Origin of the sequence: Nocardiopsis sinuspersici (genome assembly GCF_001998325.1) — a bacterium.
Lineage (GTDB): Bacteria > Actinomycetota > Actinomycetes > Streptosporangiales > Streptosporangiaceae > Nocardiopsis > Nocardiopsis sinuspersici.
The window spans coordinates 5814367-5831535 of sequence record NZ_MCOK01000001.1 but is presented as its reverse complement, the minus strand read 5'-3'; the positions used below and the strand labels follow the sequence as shown (position 1 = coordinate 5831535).

Sequence of the window (17169 nt, the reverse complement as noted above, 5' to 3'; positions counted from 1 at the left end):
CACTCCGGAAGGCGGAACCGCCGGCGCCCGAACCGCACCGGGTCCCTCGGACGCGCGGACGCCGTGGGGACGCGGGGCACGGCACGGCCGCGCCCCGCGTCCTCGTACGTGCCGGGGCCCGTACGTCCATCGCGTTCAGTACGCGCAGGGCCGGAGCTCCACACCCTCCACCGGGTCGGTGGCCAGCCGGGCGTGCGTGCCCGTGTCGAACCGCTCGTCGCCGTAGCGGAGCTTCTGCCGCTCGACCCCCTCCGGCCGGAACCCGGACCGGCGCGCCACCAGGCACGAACCCGGGTTGTTCATGCGGTGGCCCAGCTCCAGCCGGAACAGGTCCAGCTCGGCGAAGGCGAAATCGCAGACCAGCAGTGCCCCGGCCGTGGCCACACCCCTTCCCCGCGCCTCCGTCAGGGTCCAGTACGACACCCATCCGAGGTCGAGGCGCCTACTGGTCACGTCCACCTGGACGTGCCCCAGAACCGGCCCGTCCGCCTCGACGACCGCGAACCCGAACGCCGAGCCCTCCCGCGCCAGGAGCCGCTGCCGGACGATCCACTCACGGGCCTGGTCCGGGGTGGTGGGCACCGTCGGCGCCTGCCAGGCCAGCTCCGGTTCGGCGAACGCCTCCAGCAGCCGGTCGGCGTCGCCCGGCTCCCACTCCCGCAGTCGGTACACACCGGCCCCTCTCCCTCGTCCGATCTCCGACCGCGCCACGCTACCCCTCCGGGCGGGCACCCCCCGGCAGGGCCCCGCCGGTGCCGGCGGACGCCTCCCGGCGACGGCCGGCGGCGGCCGAGGACGGCGGACCGCCACCGGACCGGTGCCGACGGAAGACGTGGACGGGCGTGTCACACACGGACCGGGCTGATACGTCTTCCTGTCATGACGACCGATGTCTTCGAAGAACACCGCTCCCTTCTGACCGGTATCGCCTACCGCATCCTGGGCACCGCGTCCGACGCCGAGGACGTCGTCCAGGAGGCGTGGCTGCGCTGGTCCGCCGTCGACCCCGACTCCGTCGACGAGCCCCGCGCCTACCTGGTCACCGTCGCCTCCCGGCTCGCCATCGACCGGCTGCGCAGCGCCCGTGTCCGGCGCGAGACCTACGTGGGCGCGTGGCTGCCCGAACCGGTCAGCGACATCCCCGACGGGGCCGAACGCGCCGAACTGGCGGACTCGGTCGAGTTCGCGCTCCTGGTGGTCCTGGAGACGCTCAGTCCGCTGGAGCGCGCGGTGTTCGTGCTGCGCGAGGCCTTCCAGATGCCCTACGCCGAGATCGGCGGGATCATCGGCCGGGAGGAGGCCGCCGTCCGGCAGCTCGCACGGCGGGCCCGTGAGCACGTCCGGGCCAGGCGCCCCCGGTTCGAGGCCGACCGGACCACCCGGCGGCGCATGACCGAACGCTTCCTCCGGGCCTGCCTGGAGGGCGACCTGGACGGGTTGACCGGCCTGCTCGCCGACGACGTCACCCTGGTCAGCGACAGCGACGGCAGGGCCAGGGCGCCCCGGCGTGTCATGGAGGGCGCCGCGAAGGTCGGCCGGTTCCTGTCCTCCCTGGTACTGCCGCGCAACGCCGAGCGCTTCCTGCGTTCCGTGGGTCTGGACGAGGCCGGGACGGAGGACCTGCGCACCACGGTCACCGAGGTCAACGGCGGCCCGGCGGCGGTCGTCTCCGCCGGGGGCAGGGCGGCCGTGCTGGTGTCCCTGGACATCGCCGGCGACCGGATCCAGCACGTGTACCTCCTGGTCAACCCCGAGAAGATGTCACGCCTGCGGGCGCCCGAACCGTCCTAGGGGTATGGACATCACCGTTGTGGGCGGTGGCCTCGCCGGACTGACCGCGGCCATCGCCAGCGCCGAGAGGGGCGCGAACGTCACCCTGTTGGAAGCACACCGGGCCCTGGGCGGGCGGGCCCGCGCCACCGATCCGCCGTACGTGGCCAACGAGGGACCGCACGTGCTGTACGGCGACGGGGCCCCGTTCACGTGGCTGGCGGAGCGCGACCTGGTCCCGCCGTCCCTGCCCTTCCCCGCCCGCGGCCTGGCCCGGATGCGGGTCCGCCACCGGGGCCGTGTGGGCATGCCGCCCGCCGCCCTGCTCAGGGCCGCCGCGCGGCGGCGGCTGCGGGCACCGCACGACCGGGACTTCGGATCATGGGCTGGGGAGGAGATCGGGGAGGAGCCCGCGCGCGTGGCCGCGAACCTGATGGGCGTGGTGCTGTTCGACTCCGATCCGTCGCGGTTGTCGGCCGCCTTCGTCTGGGAGAGGTTTCGCCGGGCGACCGCTCCGGTGTGGCCCTCCCCCAAGTACCTGGTCGGCGGCTGGACGTCGCTGGTGGAGCGGCTGGCCCGGCGGGCCCGCGAGATGGGCGTGCGCGTCGAGACCGGGGCCCGGGTGGACGCCGTGCCCGACACGCCGGCCATCGTCGCGACGTCGCTGGCGTCGGCCCGCGCGCTGCTCGGGGACGACTCGCTGGAGTGGGAGAGCGGGCACACCCTGATGGTGGACCTGGGGCTGTGGCGGGGCCGGGACCCGTTCGTCGTCTTCGACACCGACGAGTGCGGTTTCCTGGAGCGCTACTCGCTGGTGGACCGCACCCTCGCGCCGGAGGGCGAGGAGCTGGTGCAGGCGCAACTGCCGGTGCGCCCGGGAGAGTCCCGGGCCGATGTCACCGAACGCATGGAGCGGTTCCTGGACCTGTCCCTGCCGGGGTGGCGGGAACGGGTGACGTGGCGGCGCGACCAGGTGGCGCGCGGGCGTACCGGGGCGCTGGACCTGCCGGGCCGCACGTGGCGCGACCGCCCCGCGGTGGACCGGGGCGAGGGCCTCTACCTGGTCGGCGACTCGGTGGCGGCGCCGGGCCTGCTGGGCGAGGTGGCGTTCAACAGCGCGGTCGCCGCCGCGGAGGCGGCCACGGGCAGGCGCTCCGCCGGAGCCGCGTAGGCGCGGACGCGGGAGGCCGACCGCCCCGGGGAGGCCGACCGGCCTCCCCGGGGCGCGCGGGACGGTACTCAGGCGGGGACGTGCGAGACGGCCTCGACGTTGTTGCCGTCGGGGTCGCGCACGAACGCGCCGTAGTAGTGCTCGTGGTACTCGGGCCACACCTTCGGCTCGTGGAGCACCTCCGCGCCCGCCTCGACGGCCGCCGCGGAGAAGGCGTCCACCGCCGCCCGGTCGGGCGCGGTGAAGGCGATGTGGGACTCGCGGGCCTCACCCGGCGTGTTCGCGGGCCCGATCCAGAAATCGGGGGCGGACGTGCCGTAGCCGATGTTCTCGCCGAAGTCGAGGACGCGTCCGGCCCCCAACGGCGCGAGGACCTTGTCGTAGAAGGCGGCGCTCGCCGCGGGGTCGCTGACCTGGATACCGAGATGATCCAACATGGGGCCGAGTGTGACACGCGACACCGACATTTCCCGGATAACGGCCCAGGAAGGTCCGCCGGATCCGGACGTCCCCACGAGGCCTCTTCCGCGAAACCGGCCGGCAACCGAGCGTGCATCCGAATACCGGTCTTCATGAAGACGAGGAGGCATGGTGTCGGTCATGACTACCAGGCACCCGGAAGCACCCGAACGACGCCTGACCGTGGACGGCCTGGAGCGCACACCGGACGACGGTCGGCGGTACGAGCTGTGGTCGACGGGCGGTTTGACGTGTCACCGGCTCCCAAGCCCGTGCACACGCGCGCTTCCCACCGCCTGGGTTTCCACCTCGGTACCGATCTCCCCTTCCCCCTCAGGCTCATGCCCCACTGGCTCACCGCCAGCGACCCCTGGAGGAGGCACATCGGCGGCGAGCCTGAGTCGGAGGGCGCTCAGGCCACCCAGCGGTAGAGGTGCTCCGGGCGGCCCGCCGAGCCGTAGCGCATGCGCAGCTCGGCCCGCCCGTCCGCGCACAGGTGCTCCAGGTAGCGCCGCGCGGTCACCCGGGACACCCCGGCCCTCTCGGCGGCCTCCGAGGCCGACACCTCCCCCTCCGCCTCACGCAGCACCCCCGCCACCAGGTCCGCGGTCGCCGGGGTCAGCCCCTTGGGCAGTGACCGGGCGGCGGGCGGGCGCAGCAGCCCGAACAGCCGGTCCACCTCCTGCTGGGTGGCCTCCCCGTCGGCGTCCATCCGGCGGCGCGCCACCGCGTACCGCTCCAACTGGTCGCGCAGAACGCTGAGCGGAAACGGTTTGAGCAGGTAGTGGACGGCGCCGCCGTGCAGGGCCGACCGCACCTGGGCGATGTCGCGCACGGCGGTGATCATCAGGAAGTCCGTCCGCTGCGGCCCGGTGCTGGTCGCGGCGGCGCGCAGGGCGCGCATCACCGAGATCCCGGACGCGTCGGGCAGCACCAGGTCCAGCAGCACCAGGTCGGGCTGGTGGCCCCGGATCTGGGTGAGGGCCGACGCGGCCGTGTGCGCGGTCCCCGCCACGGTGAACCCGGGCAGCGACTCCACCAGTTCCTGGTGGTTGCGGGCCACCCGCACGTCGTCGTCGACGACCAGCACGCGGATCACGGGGCCGCCCCCTCCGCCGCCGCGGGCACCCGCAGGGGCAGGCAGGCGGTGAACACCGCGCCCTCGTCGGCGTCGGGCGCCTCCATCTCCACGCTTCCCCCTCTGCCCTCGCACACCTGCTTGACCAGCGCCAGGCCCAGTCCGCGCGTCCCGCCGTCCCGGGACGCCTTGGTGGTGAACCCGAGCCGGAAGATCTCCCGCGCCACGTCGTCGGCCACCCCGTGCCCGGAGTCGGTCACCCGGATCTCCAGCAGGTCGTGCGGCAGGCCGCCGGTGTCCGCCGTGTGCAGCCGCACCATCAGCTCCACCCACCCGTGCTGGGCGCCGACCACCGCGTCGAGCGCGTTGTCGACCAGGTTGCCGAGGACGAGCAGTGCGTCGGAGCGTACCTGCCTGTCCAGGGCGGGGACGCTCGTCATCGGGGACAGCCGCAGGTCCACGCCCATCTCGGAGGCCTGCGCGGACTTGGCGATGGCCAGGGCGGCCAGCGCGGAGTCCGCGACGTGCTCGGAGATGTCCGTGCTGGTGCGGGTGTGCGTCGCCGACAGGTCGGCCAGGTAGGCGCGGGCCTCGTCGTAGGCGCCGAGTTCGAGCATCCCGGCGAGGGTGTGCACCCGGTTGGCGAACTCGTGGGTCTGGGCGCGCAGTCCGCGGGTGACCGTGCGCGCGCCGTCGAGCTCGCCGGTGAGGCGGTCCAGTTCGGTGCGGTCCCGGAAGGTGACGACCGCGCCGGCGTCCTCGCCCCGCACCCGGACCGGCATCCGGTTGGCGACCAGGACGCGGTGGCCCGCCAGCAGGATGCGGTCGTCGCCGGGGTCGTCGCCGGAGACGATGTCGCGGACGCGTTCGGACAGGCCGAGTCCGTCCAGGCGGTGGCCCTCGGAGCCCTCGGGCAGGCCGAGCATGTCCCGGACGGGCTGGTTGGCCAGGACGAGACGGCCCTCTCCGTCGACCGCGAGGACGCCCTCGCGGACCGCGTACAGCAGGGCCTCGCGGCTCTCCAGCAGCGCGGTGATGTCGGCGGGTTCGAGTCCGTGGGTCTTGGCGCGCACCTGGCGGGAGAGCACCCAGGCCCCTCCCACGCCCAGGAGCAGGACCACGGCCACCATGCCCAGTATCGCGGGGACGGCGGCGCGGGCCTCGGTGGTGGCGCTGGAGGTGAGGACGCCCAGGGAGACGTAGCCGATCACCTCGCCCCGGTCGTCGCCGCCGTTGACCGACCCCCCTCCGGAGAACACGGGGACCTTGGCGCGCACGCTGCGTCCCTGCGTCCCCTCCTGCACGCCGGTCCACTCCCGGCCCCGCGCGGCCGGGCCGGGCGGGGTGGACACGGTGCGGCCGATGAGGTCGTCGTCGGGGTGGGAGTGGCGGATGCCCTCGGGGGAGGCGATGACCACGAACTCGGCGCCGGTGGCGGCGGCGACGCCGTCGGCCAGCGGGTCGAGGACGGCCGCGGGGTCGGAGGACCGGAGGCCCTCGACGACGTCGGGCATCACCGCGACGGACCGGGCCGTGCTCAGGACCCGGTCGGCGTGGTGGCGGTCGACGACCCGGTCCAGGTGGACCACCCACAGGGTGCCCACGGCGGCCAGGGCCAGGGCCAGCAGGAGCACGTAACCGATGAACAGGGAACCGGTGAGCGAGAGGCGGCCGCGCACGGGGGGCGTGTTCATGGTGTCCTCCAGTCGCCGGGGTCGGGGAGCGGCGGGGAGATGCGGGGATCCGGCCGGGAGAACGCCCGGTCGGGCGACTTCACGAACAATACGACCAATATGACTCCAGTGTTAACAAAGCTCTGACGTGGACGTGCCCGGGGTCACACTGTGGCCTGGATCTCCCCGGTGCCGAGGCTTCGGGGGGACGCACACGTTCACGGAGGAGGAGAGGACCGATGCGCGATCGCGGCGTCCTGATCCGCCTGGCGGGAGGGCTCTGTGCCCTGCTGCTGGTGGGGACGGCACTGTTCGACGTGCGGCAGAGCGCTGCGTCCGGAACCGGCCAGCAGGAGAAGCTCCTGCTGATCGCGCCCGCGGCACCCGGCGGCGGCTGGGACGCGCTGGCCCGGGAGATGCAGAACGGACTGCGCGAGGAGGACCTGAGGTTCAACGTCGAGGTGCGCAACGCCGAGGGAGCGGGCGGCACCATCGGTCTGGCGCAGACCGTGAACCGCGCGGGCCAGGCGAACGTGCTGACGATGACCGGCATGGGCATGGTCGGCGCGGTGGAGACCACCGGTTCCCCGTACACGATGGCCGACGCCACCCCCGTCGCCCAGGTCGCGTCGGAGTACCTGGCCGTGGTCGTACCCGCCGACTCGCCCTACCGGACGCTGGACGACCTGGCCGGGGACTGGCGCGAGAAGGTCGGGACGCTCCCGGTCTCGGGCGGCTCCATGGGCGGCGTGGACCAGATCTTCGCGGCGCGGGTGGCGCGGTCCATGGACATCGCTCCCGGCGAGATCAACTACCTGCCCTACTCGGGCGGCGGCGAGGTGCTGACCTCGCTGCTGTCGGGCACCTCCGACGTCGGCTTCGGGTCGTTGAGCGACTTCGGCGACCAGATCGGCGAGGACGCGCCGCTGCGCGCGCTGGCGGTCTCCTCCCCCGAGCGGCTGGAGGGCGTGGACATCCCCACCATCGTCGAGCAGGGCTACGGCGTGGAGATGTCGAACTGGCGCGGGGTCATCGCCCCTCCCGGGCTGACCGGGAAGGAGGTCGAGCGGCTGGAGGAGCTCGTGGCCACCCTGGTCGCCACCGACTCCTGGGCCGGCACCCTGGAGCGCTACCGGTGGACCGACACCCACCAGGGACGTGAGGAGTTCGTGGGGTTCCTCGACGAGGAGATCACCATGACCCGGGAGACCATCGAGGAGTTGGGACTGTGATGTCCAGGAGTGAGGGTCCGGTCTCCGTTCCCGAGGAGGCCCCGGAGGCGCGGGAGGACACGCGGGTACCGGACGGCCCCGGGACCACCGCTGCCGTCGATCCGGAGAGCGCGCCGTGGAGCGGTCCGGCCCGGTGGGTCGTACCCGCGCTGCTCGCGGTGGTCGGGGCGGTCGCCCTGTGGGGCGCGTTCACCGTCGAGGCGCCGCCCAACGCCACCAGGCCGGGGCCGGGAGCCTTCCCCGGTGCGGTCGGGGCCCTGCTGCTGGTGGTCGCCGCGTGCCTGGCGGTGGCCGGCCTGCGCGGTTCCCGGACCGGGGACGGCACCGCCGGGAACACCCTGTCCTGGTTCGGGGCCCGGCCGGTCCTGGTCGTCATGGCGGGCCTGGTGGTGCACGTCGCGCTGCTGGAGGTCCTGGGCTGGCTGCTCGCGGGGGCGCTGCTGTTCTGGGTGGTGGCCTACGCGTTCGGCGCGCGGGCCCACCTGCGTGACGCCGTGGTGGCGCTGTCGATGTCCGCCGCCGTACAGGTCGGTTTCTCGCTCGGTCTCGGGCTGAGCCTGCCCGGCGGCCTCCTGGAGTTGGTGCTCTGATGGAAGCTCTGTCCCTGCTCATGGACGGGTTGGCCGCGGCGCTGACCCCGCAGAACCTCGTGTGGGCCTTCCTCGGGGTGCTGCTCGGCACCGCCGTGGGCGTGCTGCCCGGCATGGGCTCGGCGATGGCCGTGGCCCTGCTGCTCCCGGTGACGTTCCGCCTGGATCCGACGGCCGCGCTGATCCTGTTCGCGGGCGTGTACTACGGCGGGATGTTCGGCGGGGCGACCACGTCGATCCTGCTGAACACGCCGGGGCAGGCGTCGTCGATCGCCACCACCTACGAGGGCCACAAGATGGCTCTGGCGGGCCGTGCCGCGCAGGCGCTGGGCACAGCGGTCATCGGTTCGTTCGTGGCGAGCCTGATCGGCACGCTGGTCGTGGCGCTGTTCGCGCCGTTCATGGTGTCGGTCGCGCTGAACTTCGGCCCGGGCGAGTACTTCGCGCTCACGGTGTTCTCGTTCGTGGCGGTGGCCGCGGTCGTGTCCGGATCGGTGCTGCGCGGCCTGGCCTCGCTGCTCATCGGCCTGGCGGTCGGCCTGATCGGCATCGACTCGCAGAGCGGCACCCCCCGGTTCGACTTCGGGTCGGCGACCATGCTGGACGGGATCGACATCGTCATCGTGACCGTCGGTCTGCTCGCCCTGGGCGAGGTGCTCTACGTCGCGGCGCGCGGCAGGTCCGCGCCCGACCTCGCGACGACCAGCGCCGGACGCCCGTGGCTGAGCCGGGGGGACTGGGCCCGGTCCTGGAGGCCGTGGCTGCGCGGCACCGCGCTGGGCAGCGTCTTCGGTCCGATCCCGGGCAGCGGCGCGGAGGTCCCGACCTTCCTGTCGCTGGGCCTGGAGCGCAGGCTGTCCGCGCGCCGGGAGAGGCGCCGGGGCGTGCGCGACGAGTTCGGCGAGGGCGCGATCGAGGGTGTGGCCGGCCCGGAGGCGGCGAACAACTCCAGCGCGGCGGGCACGATGGTGCCGCTGCTGGGGCTGGGCCTGCCGACCTCGGCGACGGCCGCGATCATGCTGGCCGCGTTCCAGCAGTACGGGCTCCAGCCGGGCCCGGTGCTGTTCGAGCGCGACGCCGAACTGGTGTGGACGCTGCTGGCGAGCCTGCTGATCGGCAGCGTCATGCTGCTGGTCATCAACCTGCCGTTCGCGCCCCTGTGGGCGAAGCTGCTGCGGCTGCCCAAGCCGTACCTGTACGCGGGGATCACGCTGTTCTCGGTGCTGGCGGTGTACGCGATCAACACGTCGGTGGTGCATCTGGTGATGCTGCTGGCCGTGACGCTGCTGGGACTCATGATGCGCGCGTTCGGCGTCCCGGTGGCTCCGGCCCTGATCGGCGTGGTGCTAGGCCCGATCGCCGAGACCGAGTTCCGCCGCGCGCTGGCCGCCTCCTCGGGTGATCCGTCGATCCTGGTCGGCAGCGGTATCTCGATCGGCCTGTACGTACTGGTGCTGGTCGCCGCCGCGGTGCCGGTGGTCACCGCCCTGCGGCGCCGGCGGAAGGCGCGGGCCTCCGCTCCCGCCGAGCGGGAGACCTCCGACCTGGGCTGACCCTCGTGGTCCGCCCCTTCCCCGCGGCCCCCGGCTCCGTCCGCCGGGGGCCGCACCCGTGTCCGGGGGCGGCTCCGGAGCGAACCAGCCGGGCCCCGGAGGGATCTTTCACCCGTACGGGGCCTCCGACCGGACGCCCCTTCGAGCCCGGGCCCTGGCCCAGCCGCGGGCGGAACCTGGCGAACGACACTGAACGGCGGTCGTATGGGATTCCTGCGGAACTGGCCTCTCCTCCTGCGGGCACTGGGTCCCGCGGGTCCCGTCCTGGTCGCCTCCCTGGCCGCGGTCCGGTTCCTGGAGCGGCTCGTGCCCGCCGTGACCGCGCTGGCCCTGGCCGCGCTGGTCGGGGTGCTCGCCCCGCCCGCGACCCCGGGCACGTTCACGGCCGCGCTGCCACCGATCCTGGTCCTGGGGCTGGTCGTACTCGGCGGCCACGCCGGTGAGGCGGCGGCCGCGCCGCTGGAGTACCTGGCGCGGTCGCGGATCGACGGGGCGCACCGGGAGCGGATCGGCCGCGCGGTGTCCGGGAGCCGGGGGATCGCCGCGCTGGAGGACACCGCCAACCAGGTGCTGCTGCGGCAGGTGCGCGCCGACCCCGAGCACGGTGTGGAGTCCACGCCCGGCAGCGGGGCGGTCGCCGCGCTGCGGTGGACGTGCGGACTGGCCGGGGCGGTGGTCACCTGCGCGATCCTGGCCCGGTTCGCGTGGTGGCTGGTCCCGGTGGTGCTGGTGCCCGCCGCGGCGCACCGGTACCTGCGCCACCGGTGGTCGCTCACCGGGGCGGACCGGTGGCGGACGGCGATCCGTGGAGAGCTGCACGCGGACGTGTGGCGCGGGGCGTCGGTCTCGCCGAGCGAGGGCAAGGACGTCCGGGTCTTCGGGATCGGGGACTGGATGGTGGACCGGATGCAGGGCCACCTGGTGGAGGCCAACAAGCCGCTGTGGTCGCACATCGACCGCACCCTGCGGCTCCAGTGGTCGCCGCTGCTACTGGTGTTGGCGGGCCTGGTGCCCGCCTACCTGCTGGTGACCCACGGGGCGGTGTCGGGGACGACCACGGTGACGGTGCAGACCGCCGTGCTCGCCGCCGGGTGGTCGCTGTACCAGGCGCTGGGCGGTTCGGCCGACCTGTTCCACATGGCGGGTGCGGCGAGGGTCCTGTCGTCCACCGCCGAGCTGCGCGGACGGTTGGCCGAGGGCGGCCGAACGGCCACAGGCGGCGGGGGCGCCGCGGACGGTTCGGCGCCGCCGCGCGGGAGGGGCCCCTCCAGGGTGTCGGTGATCCGCTTCGAGGACGTCTCCTTCACCTACCCCGGCACGGACTCCCCCGTACTGGACGGGGTCGACCTGGAGATCCGCACCGACGAGCTCCTGGCCGTGGTCGGCCTGAACGGCGCGGGCAAGTCCACGCTCATCAAGCTGCTGTGCGGGCTCTACCGGCCCACGAGCGGCCGTGTCACCGCGGACGGGGTGGATGTCGCCACCATGGCCGCCGGCCAGTGGCGGTCCCGTCTGGCGGTGGTCTTCCAGGACTTCAACCGGTACGAGCTCTCGGCCCGGGAGAACGTCCTGCTCGGGCGGGCCGGCCCGCCCGACCGGGAGGCGCTGGATGCGGCGGCCGAGGAGTCCGGGTTCGCCGGGGTGCTGGAGCGGCTGCCCCGGGGATGGGACACGCCGCTGTCCCGGGGCCGGGCCGGGGGCGTGGACCTGTCGGGCGGCCAGTGGCAGCAGCTCGTCCTGGCGAGGGCGCTCTACGCGGTGCTCGGCGGGGACGTTCCGGCGAGCCTGCTGGTCGCCGACGAGCCCACCGCCCATCTGGACGTGCGCACCGAGTTCGCCCTCTTCCGTCGACTGGAGGAGCGGCGACGGGAGACGGGGATCGTGCTCGTCTCGCACCGGCTGTCCACGGTCCGGCGGGCCGACCGGATCGTCCTGCTGGACGGCGGTCGCGTCACCGAGTCCGGTACGCACGAGGAACTGGTCGCGCTGGGCGGGCGGTACGCGCGGATGTTCGCCGTGCAGGCGGAGCGCTTCCGGACCGACCGGACCGCGCCCCGGGAAGGGGGTCCGGCATGAGCCGCTACCCGTCGCTGTGGTGGGAGGTGCTCCGCCTGTCCTGGCGGACCGCCCCGGGCCTGACCGCGGGGGCCTACGCCGCCGTGGCGGTGTCGGTGGGCGCGGTGGCGGCCGTGGGCCTGTCCCTCCGGGCCACCGTGGACGCGACCGCCCAGGGGGCGGCCGGGGCGGCGCTGCTCGGAGCGGCCGGGGTCGCGGGGGCCTACGCGCTGACCCTGGTCCTACAGGACCTGACCACGGAGCTGGTCGGCACGGTCTCGGACCGCACCGGGCGCATGGCGGTCCATCCGAGGGTGCACCGGGACATCAACGCGGTACAGGGTCTGGAGCACCTGGAGCGCGGCGACTTCCTGGACCGGGTGAGCCTCGTGCGCCGCTCCACCGGGTCGATCGCCCGCAGCGGGTGGAACGCGGTCCTGGCGGTGGCCAGCGTCCTGAAGCTGCTGGTGACGGTGGTGCTGCTGGGCGGTGTGGACCCGGTACTGCTGGTGCTGATCCCGCTCGCGGCGGCCCCCGTCTGGTGCGACCACCGGGGACAGCTCCTGGTGCAGCGCGCCGAGGTGGAGGGGGCCGAGGCCCACCGGGTGCAGCAGCACCTGTTCGACACCCTGGTGGGCGCCGCCGGGGGCAAGGAGGTCCGGGTGGCCGGTGCGGCCGAGCGGCTTCTCGGGATCCAGGCCCGGGCGTGGCGGGAGGCCGAGCGGGTCCGTTTCCGTGCCAGGGCGTTCGCGGCGCTGTGGACCCTGGCCGGATGGACGGTGTTCGTCGCCGGGTTCACCGGTGGCATCGCGCTGGTGGTCCGCCTGGCCGCCGGCGGCACGGGCGGTGTCGGGGATCTGGTGTTGACGGTGATGCTTGCGGTGAGCCTGCGGCAGACGATGCAGGGCACGGTGGCCACGGCCGCCGAGGCCACCGGGATGAGGCGGGTCATCGAGCCCTACCTGTGGCTGCGCGACCTCGTGCGGGCGGAACGGGAGCGCGGTGCGGCGGACGAACCGCCGCCCGAGGCCCTGTCCCGGGGGATCGCCCTGGCCGGCGTCTCCTTCACCTACCCGGGTACCGGACGCCGCGCCCTGGACGACGTGTCCGTGCTGCTGCCCGCCGGCTCCGTGGTGGCGGTGGTCGGTGAGTACGGGTCGGGCAAGACGACCCTGGTCAAGCTGCTGCTGTCCTTCTACGAGCCGGACTCCGGGTGTGTCCTGTTGGACGGCCGTGACCTCGGACGCGTCCGCACGGCGGGATGGCGGGCCCGGACCAGCGCGGTCTTCCAGGACTTCGGCCGGTTCCACACGGTGTTCCGGGAGACCGTGGGGATCGGCGACCTGCCCCGGATGGGCGACGGTGAGGCGCTGCGGGAGGCCGTGCGCGCGGCCGACGCCGAGGCCTTGGCCGAGCGGCTGCCCGAGGGGTGGGAGACCCAGTTGGGCCGGGAGCTGGGCGGTACCGAGCTGTCCGAGGGGCAGTGGCAGCGGACCGCCCTGGCCCGGGCCTCGATGCGCGGGGACCCCCTGCTGTTCGTGCTGGACGAGCCGACGGCGTCGCTGGACGCGCCCAGCGAGGAGGCGATCTTCCGGAGGTACATGGAGCGGGCCCGGGCGCACGCGGCCGTGACCGGGGCCGTGACGGTGATCGTGTCGCACCGCTTCTCCACCGTCGCCGGGGCCGACCTGGTCCTGGTGATGGACCGGGGCCGGATCGTGGAGTCCGGCACCCACGGGGAGCTGCTGGCCCTGGACGGCCGTTACTCCGAGCTGTACGGGATGCAGGCCCGCGCGTACGCCCCCGAGCCCGGAGGGTGAGGCGCCGGCCGGGAGTACCTGATCTCGGGACACGCCAAAATCTGTGTTGGCCGTAGTAGACATGCGTTTCCAGGGCTGCTAGATTTCTTCTCGTAGCCACAGAGATCCAAGAGGGACCACCGGATACGCCGGTGGAGAGCAGTACGGCAGTACCGGTGTCCCGCCCGCACGGGGGACGCCGTGGCAGCAAGAAGGACGCGGTAGGGCTCGACCGGCACGGAGATGTCGAACAGCGCCGGGAGCCGGTAGGACCGCAGTACGGCAGTACCGCAGTAACGGCTTTCCGCCCGCACGGGGAAGGCCGCGCGACAACACGGCAGGTCGGCTCGACCGGCGTACACGTGCTTCAAGACGCCGGGAGCCGGTGGTATCGCAGTACCGGTGTTCCGCCCGTACGGGGACGCCGTAGCAGTGAGAAGAGCACGCAATGAGATCGAGAGGAGCAGATGCCATCAGGATCGCCCGGGTGTGAGGACATTCCGCTCGGGTACCGCAGGCCCCGGTTCGGAAGAAGGTGGTCCACGGTCACACAACCGCGATCCCCGCGATCCCGTCCCAGCTTGACCTCGGGAAGCGGAAGACCGGCAGCGTCCGGTAGATGGTATTGAACTCTCGGGCCCCAGCGCCGTTCGGCGCTGGGGCCCTCGACGTGCGTTCAGGAGAGAAAGAGAAACGCTTGTCCCGTCCCGAAGCCGAAGACCGGTTCGACGATGACGACTACCCCGCCTACACCATGGGCCGCGCCGCGGAGATGATCGGCACCACGCCGACGTTCCTGCGCGCCCTCGGCGAAGCCCGGCTGATCGAGCCCCTGCGCTCGGCGGGCGGCCACCGCCGCTTCTCCCGCTACCAGTTGAGGATCGCCGCCCGCGCCCGCGAGCTCGTGGACGAGGGCACTCCGATCGAGGCCGCATGCAGGATCATCATCCTGGAGGACCAACTGGAGGAGGCGCAGCGCATCAACGAGGAGCTGCGCGCCTCCGAGGCCGGCTCGCGAAGCGACGAACAGCCTTCGCGTTAGCGGGTCCCGGCCGGGAGCGGACCCGGCCGGGACGGCCGCACCGCCCCGCGGAAGGCGTCCGGGCACCGCAGCGCCCGAAGGCCGCGGTACCAGGCGCCGCCGACGCGTGCCCCCGGGGCCCGACGGACTAACATCTTCCCCATGGCAACCGGGAGCACGGGTCGAAAACGCCCCACGATCAGCGACGTCGCCCGTCGGGCGGGCGTGAGCAAGGGCGCTGTGTCACGGGCGTTGAACACCGGTACCGGTACCAGCGCCAGCACCCGTGAACGCATCCGCCAGGCCGCGGTCGAACTGGGATGGAGCCCGAGTTACGTAGCACGCGCGCTCAACGGCAAGTCGCTGGGCACCATCGGCCTGGTCGTACGCCGCTCCCCCGAGATCCTCGACTTCGACGCGTTCTTCCCGTCGTTCCTGTCCGGTATCGAGTCGGTGCTCTCCGGCGAGGAGCACGCCACCGTCATCCGCTTCGTACCCGACGAGCGGACCGAGGCCGCCACCTACGAGCGGCTGTTCAACGAGCACTTCGTCGACGGTTTCCTGGTCACCGACCTGCGGACGGACGACGGCCGTCCCGCGATGCTGCGCCGTCTGGGCGCGCCCGCCGTCGTGGGCGGTGCGCCCGAGGGCTCCTCCGACCTCCCCACCATCACCAATGACTCCGAGGAGGCGATCCGCGGCCTGGTCCGCCGCTTCGCCGAGGCGGGCCACCGGCGCATCGCCCACGTCCAGGGCGACCCCCACATGCTGCACGCGATCCAGCGCCGCCGCCACTGGGAGAAGGCGGTGCGCGAGTTCGGACTGGAGCCGGGGCCGGTGGAGGAGCAGGGCGGCTACACCATCGAGGGCGGGGCCCGGGCCACGGAGCGCATCATCGCCGGGCGCGGCGGCGAACGCCCCACCGCCATCTTCTACGGCAGCGACCTCATGGCCATAGGCGGCTACTCCGTGCTGAGGGAGGCGGGTCTGACCATCCCCGACGACATGGCGGTGGCCGGGTTCGACGACATCCCCCTGGCCTCGTTCGTCACGCCGCCGCTGACGACCGTCCGCAACAGGCACCGTGCGCTGGGCAGTGTCGGCGCACGCATCCTGCTGGACATGCTCAAGGGGCAGGAGCCGCCCCTGTCGACCGTGCTCACCGGCGAACTCCGCCTGAGGGAGTCCTCCGGACAGCCGGACCATCGCTTGTAACGTTTCCACAACTGCCTCTCCTGCCTTCCTGTGATCTCACCTACACTGGCCAGGTAAACCGGTTTACTTAATCACTTGGCTACAAAGAGTGACATGTGACCTGGTTTCGGATGCTCTTGCCCACGGACCCACGGGCACGTCCGACCTGCCCGTTCCGTCACCGCCGACGCTGACGACGGGCGCGCATGGCCTACGGAGAAACGGAGACGGCCGTGAGAACACCCCCCGCAGCGCTACTGTCCGCTTCAACCGCACTCGGGCTCGTCGCCGCGCTGACCGCCTGCGGTCCCGGCGAGGATTCCGGGGACCAGACGCTGACCTACTGGGCCAGCAACCAGGGAGCGAGCGTGGAGGAGGACCAGGAGGTCCTCCGGCCCGCGCTCGACCGCTTCACCGAGGAGACCGGGGTCGAGGTCGAACTGGAGGTCGTCCCCTGGAGCGAGTTGTACAACCGCATCCTCACCGCGGTCAGCAGCGGCGACGCGCCCGACGTACTCAACATCGGCAACACCTGGGCGGCCAGCCTCCAGGAGACCGGCGCCTTCGTGCCCTTCGAGGGTGAGGACCTCCAGGCGGTGGGCGGCGAGGAGCGCTTCGTCGGCACCAGCTTCGCCACCGGCGGCGCCGAGGGCGAGGCGCCGACGTCGGTGCCGCTCTACGGACTGTCCTACGCGCTGTTCTACAACCCCACCATGTTCGCCGAGGCGGGTATCGAGGAACCGCCCGCGACCTGGGAGGAGTTCGTCGACACCGCGGACGAGCTGACCAGGGACACCGACGGCGACGGAGAGATCGACCAGTACGGCTTCGTGACGGAGGGCGGCAACGAGCGGCAGAACTCCCACATGGCCTTCATCCTCGGCCAGCAGCAGGGCGGAGCGCTGTGGGGGGAGGACGGGCCCACCTTCTCCTCCGACGAGCAGGTCGCCGCCGTCAAGCAGTGGGTGGACCTGATGGCCGTGGAGGAGGTCGTCGACCCCAGCAGCGCCGAGTTCAGCGACGGCACCCAGGGCATCAGCGACTTCGTCGACGGGCGCGCCGCCATGACCATCGTGCAGGGCAGTGCCCGCACCACCATGGCCGCCCGCGGATTCGACGACTACGAGGTCGCCCAGGTCCCGATGCCCGACCCGCTGCCGGGCGAGCCCGTCCAGAGCCACACGGCCGGGATCAACATCAGTGTCTTCAACGACACCGACGACAAGGAGGGCGCGCTGCGGCTGGTCGAGCACCTGACCAGTCCGGAGGAGCAGGTGTACCTGTCCCAGGAGTTCCAGACCCTGCCGGTAGCCACCGAGGCCTACGAGAGCGAGGAACTGCAGAGCGAGTCGATGGACACCTTCCGCACGATCCTCGCCGAGCACTCCGCACCGATGCCGCTGATCCCCGAGGAGGGCCAGATGGAGACGGTGCTCGGCGGAGCGATCAGCGACCTCTTCGCCCGCGTGGCGACCGGCGACGAGGTCACCGAGGCCGACGTCCGCCAGGCCATGGAGGAGGCCGAGACCCAGATGGACGCCGCGAACTAGGCGGTACGGCTCTTCGGCCGCCCC

14 protein-coding genes are annotated in these 17169 nt (G+C 72.9%); 10 read left to right on the top strand and 4 right to left on the bottom strand.

All coding sequences use genetic code 11. The features are described 5' to 3' along the window. Window positions 1–135: 135 nt before the first annotated feature. Window positions 136–672, bottom strand: coding sequence for a GNAT family N-acetyltransferase (locus NOSIN_RS25280; protein WP_077693124.1), 537 nt, complete (start codon window positions 670–672; stop codon window positions 136–138). 207 nt (window positions 673–879) lie between these two features. On the opposite strand from NOSIN_RS25280, the gene sigJ reads away from it, so the two are divergent. Together sigJ and NOSIN_RS25270 are read left to right on the top strand one after the other, a co-directional pair. Further along, the gene (sigJ, locus tag NOSIN_RS25275) at window positions 880–1791 is read left to right on the top strand and encodes an RNA polymerase sigma factor SigJ (RefSeq protein ID WP_077693123.1); all 912 of its coding nucleotides are present in this window, start codon (window positions 880–882) and stop codon (window positions 1789–1791) included. 4 nt (window positions 1792–1795) lie between these two features. Further along, complete coding sequence (locus NOSIN_RS25270) at window positions 1796–2941, top strand: FAD-dependent oxidoreductase (RefSeq protein ID WP_077693122.1); 1146 nt, start codon at window positions 1796–1798, stop codon at window positions 2939–2941. Window positions 2942–3009: 68 nt separating this feature from the next. On the opposite strand, the gene NOSIN_RS25265 is transcribed toward NOSIN_RS25270, so the two are convergent. The 3 genes from NOSIN_RS25265 to NOSIN_RS25250 form a co-directional block, all read right to left on the bottom strand. Then, entirely contained in the window at window positions 3010–3378 is a 369-nt protein-coding gene (locus NOSIN_RS25265; protein ID WP_077693771.1) for a VOC family protein, read from the bottom strand. 434 nt (window positions 3379–3812) lie between these two features. Beyond that, window positions 3813–4499, bottom strand: a complete 687-nt coding sequence (locus NOSIN_RS25255; protein ID WP_077693120.1) for a response regulator — start codon at window positions 4497–4499, stop codon at window positions 3813–3815. Continuing rightward, the gene (locus NOSIN_RS25250) at window positions 4496–6172 is read right to left on the bottom strand and encodes an ATP-binding protein (protein WP_077693119.1); all 1677 of its coding nucleotides are present in this window, start codon (window positions 6170–6172) and stop codon (window positions 4496–4498) included. The genes NOSIN_RS25255 and NOSIN_RS25250 overlap by 4 nt, the downstream gene beginning before the upstream one ends. Before the next feature lie 218 nt (window positions 6173–6390). On the opposite strand from NOSIN_RS25250, the gene NOSIN_RS25245 reads away from it, so the two are divergent. The 8 genes from NOSIN_RS25245 to NOSIN_RS25210 all read left to right on the top strand — a co-directional run bounded on the left by NOSIN_RS25245 (window position 6391) and on the right by NOSIN_RS25210 (window position 17145). Continuing rightward, complete coding sequence (locus NOSIN_RS25245; RefSeq protein WP_077693118.1) at window positions 6391–7383, top strand: Bug family tripartite tricarboxylate transporter substrate binding protein; 993 nt, start codon at window positions 6391–6393, stop codon at window positions 7381–7383. Next, the gene (locus NOSIN_RS25240; protein ID WP_077693117.1) at window positions 7383–7973 is read left to right on the top strand and encodes a tripartite tricarboxylate transporter TctB family protein; all 591 of its coding nucleotides are present in this window, start codon (window positions 7383–7385) and stop codon (window positions 7971–7973) included. Before NOSIN_RS25245 ends, NOSIN_RS25240 begins: the two co-directional genes overlap by 1 nt. Then, window positions 7973–9526 carry a tripartite tricarboxylate transporter permease gene (locus NOSIN_RS25235; protein ID WP_077693116.1) on the top strand — a complete coding sequence of 518 codons (1554 nt, stop codon included), beginning with the start codon at window positions 7973–7975 and terminating at the stop codon, window positions 9524–9526. Before NOSIN_RS25240 ends, NOSIN_RS25235 begins: the two co-directional genes overlap by 1 nt. 204 nt (window positions 9527–9730) lie before the next feature. Further along, a complete protein-coding gene (locus tag NOSIN_RS25230; protein WP_077693115.1) occupies window positions 9731–11602 on the top strand; it encodes an ATP-binding cassette domain-containing protein in 1872 nt (623 codons plus the stop codon). Continuing rightward, a complete protein-coding gene (locus tag NOSIN_RS25225) occupies window positions 11599–13401 on the top strand; it encodes an ABC transporter ATP-binding protein (RefSeq protein ID WP_077693114.1) in 1803 nt (600 codons plus the stop codon). The genes NOSIN_RS25230 and NOSIN_RS25225 overlap by 4 nt, the downstream gene beginning before the upstream one ends. A gap of 676 nt (window positions 13402–14077) precedes the next feature. Next, a complete protein-coding gene (locus NOSIN_RS25220; protein ID WP_077693113.1) occupies window positions 14078–14422 on the top strand; it encodes a MerR family transcriptional regulator in 345 nt (114 codons plus the stop codon). A 141-nt stretch (window positions 14423–14563) separates the two neighbouring features. Beyond that, window positions 14564–15616, top strand: a complete 1053-nt coding sequence (locus tag NOSIN_RS25215) for a LacI family DNA-binding transcriptional regulator (protein ID WP_077693112.1) — start codon at window positions 14564–14566, stop codon at window positions 15614–15616. 212 nt (window positions 15617–15828) lie between these two features. Then, on the top strand, window positions 15829–17145 hold the full coding sequence (locus NOSIN_RS25210; protein ID WP_077693770.1) for an extracellular solute-binding protein: 1317 nt from the start codon (window positions 15829–15831) through the stop codon (window positions 17143–17145). The last annotated feature ends 24 nt before the right edge of the window (window positions 17146–17169 follow it).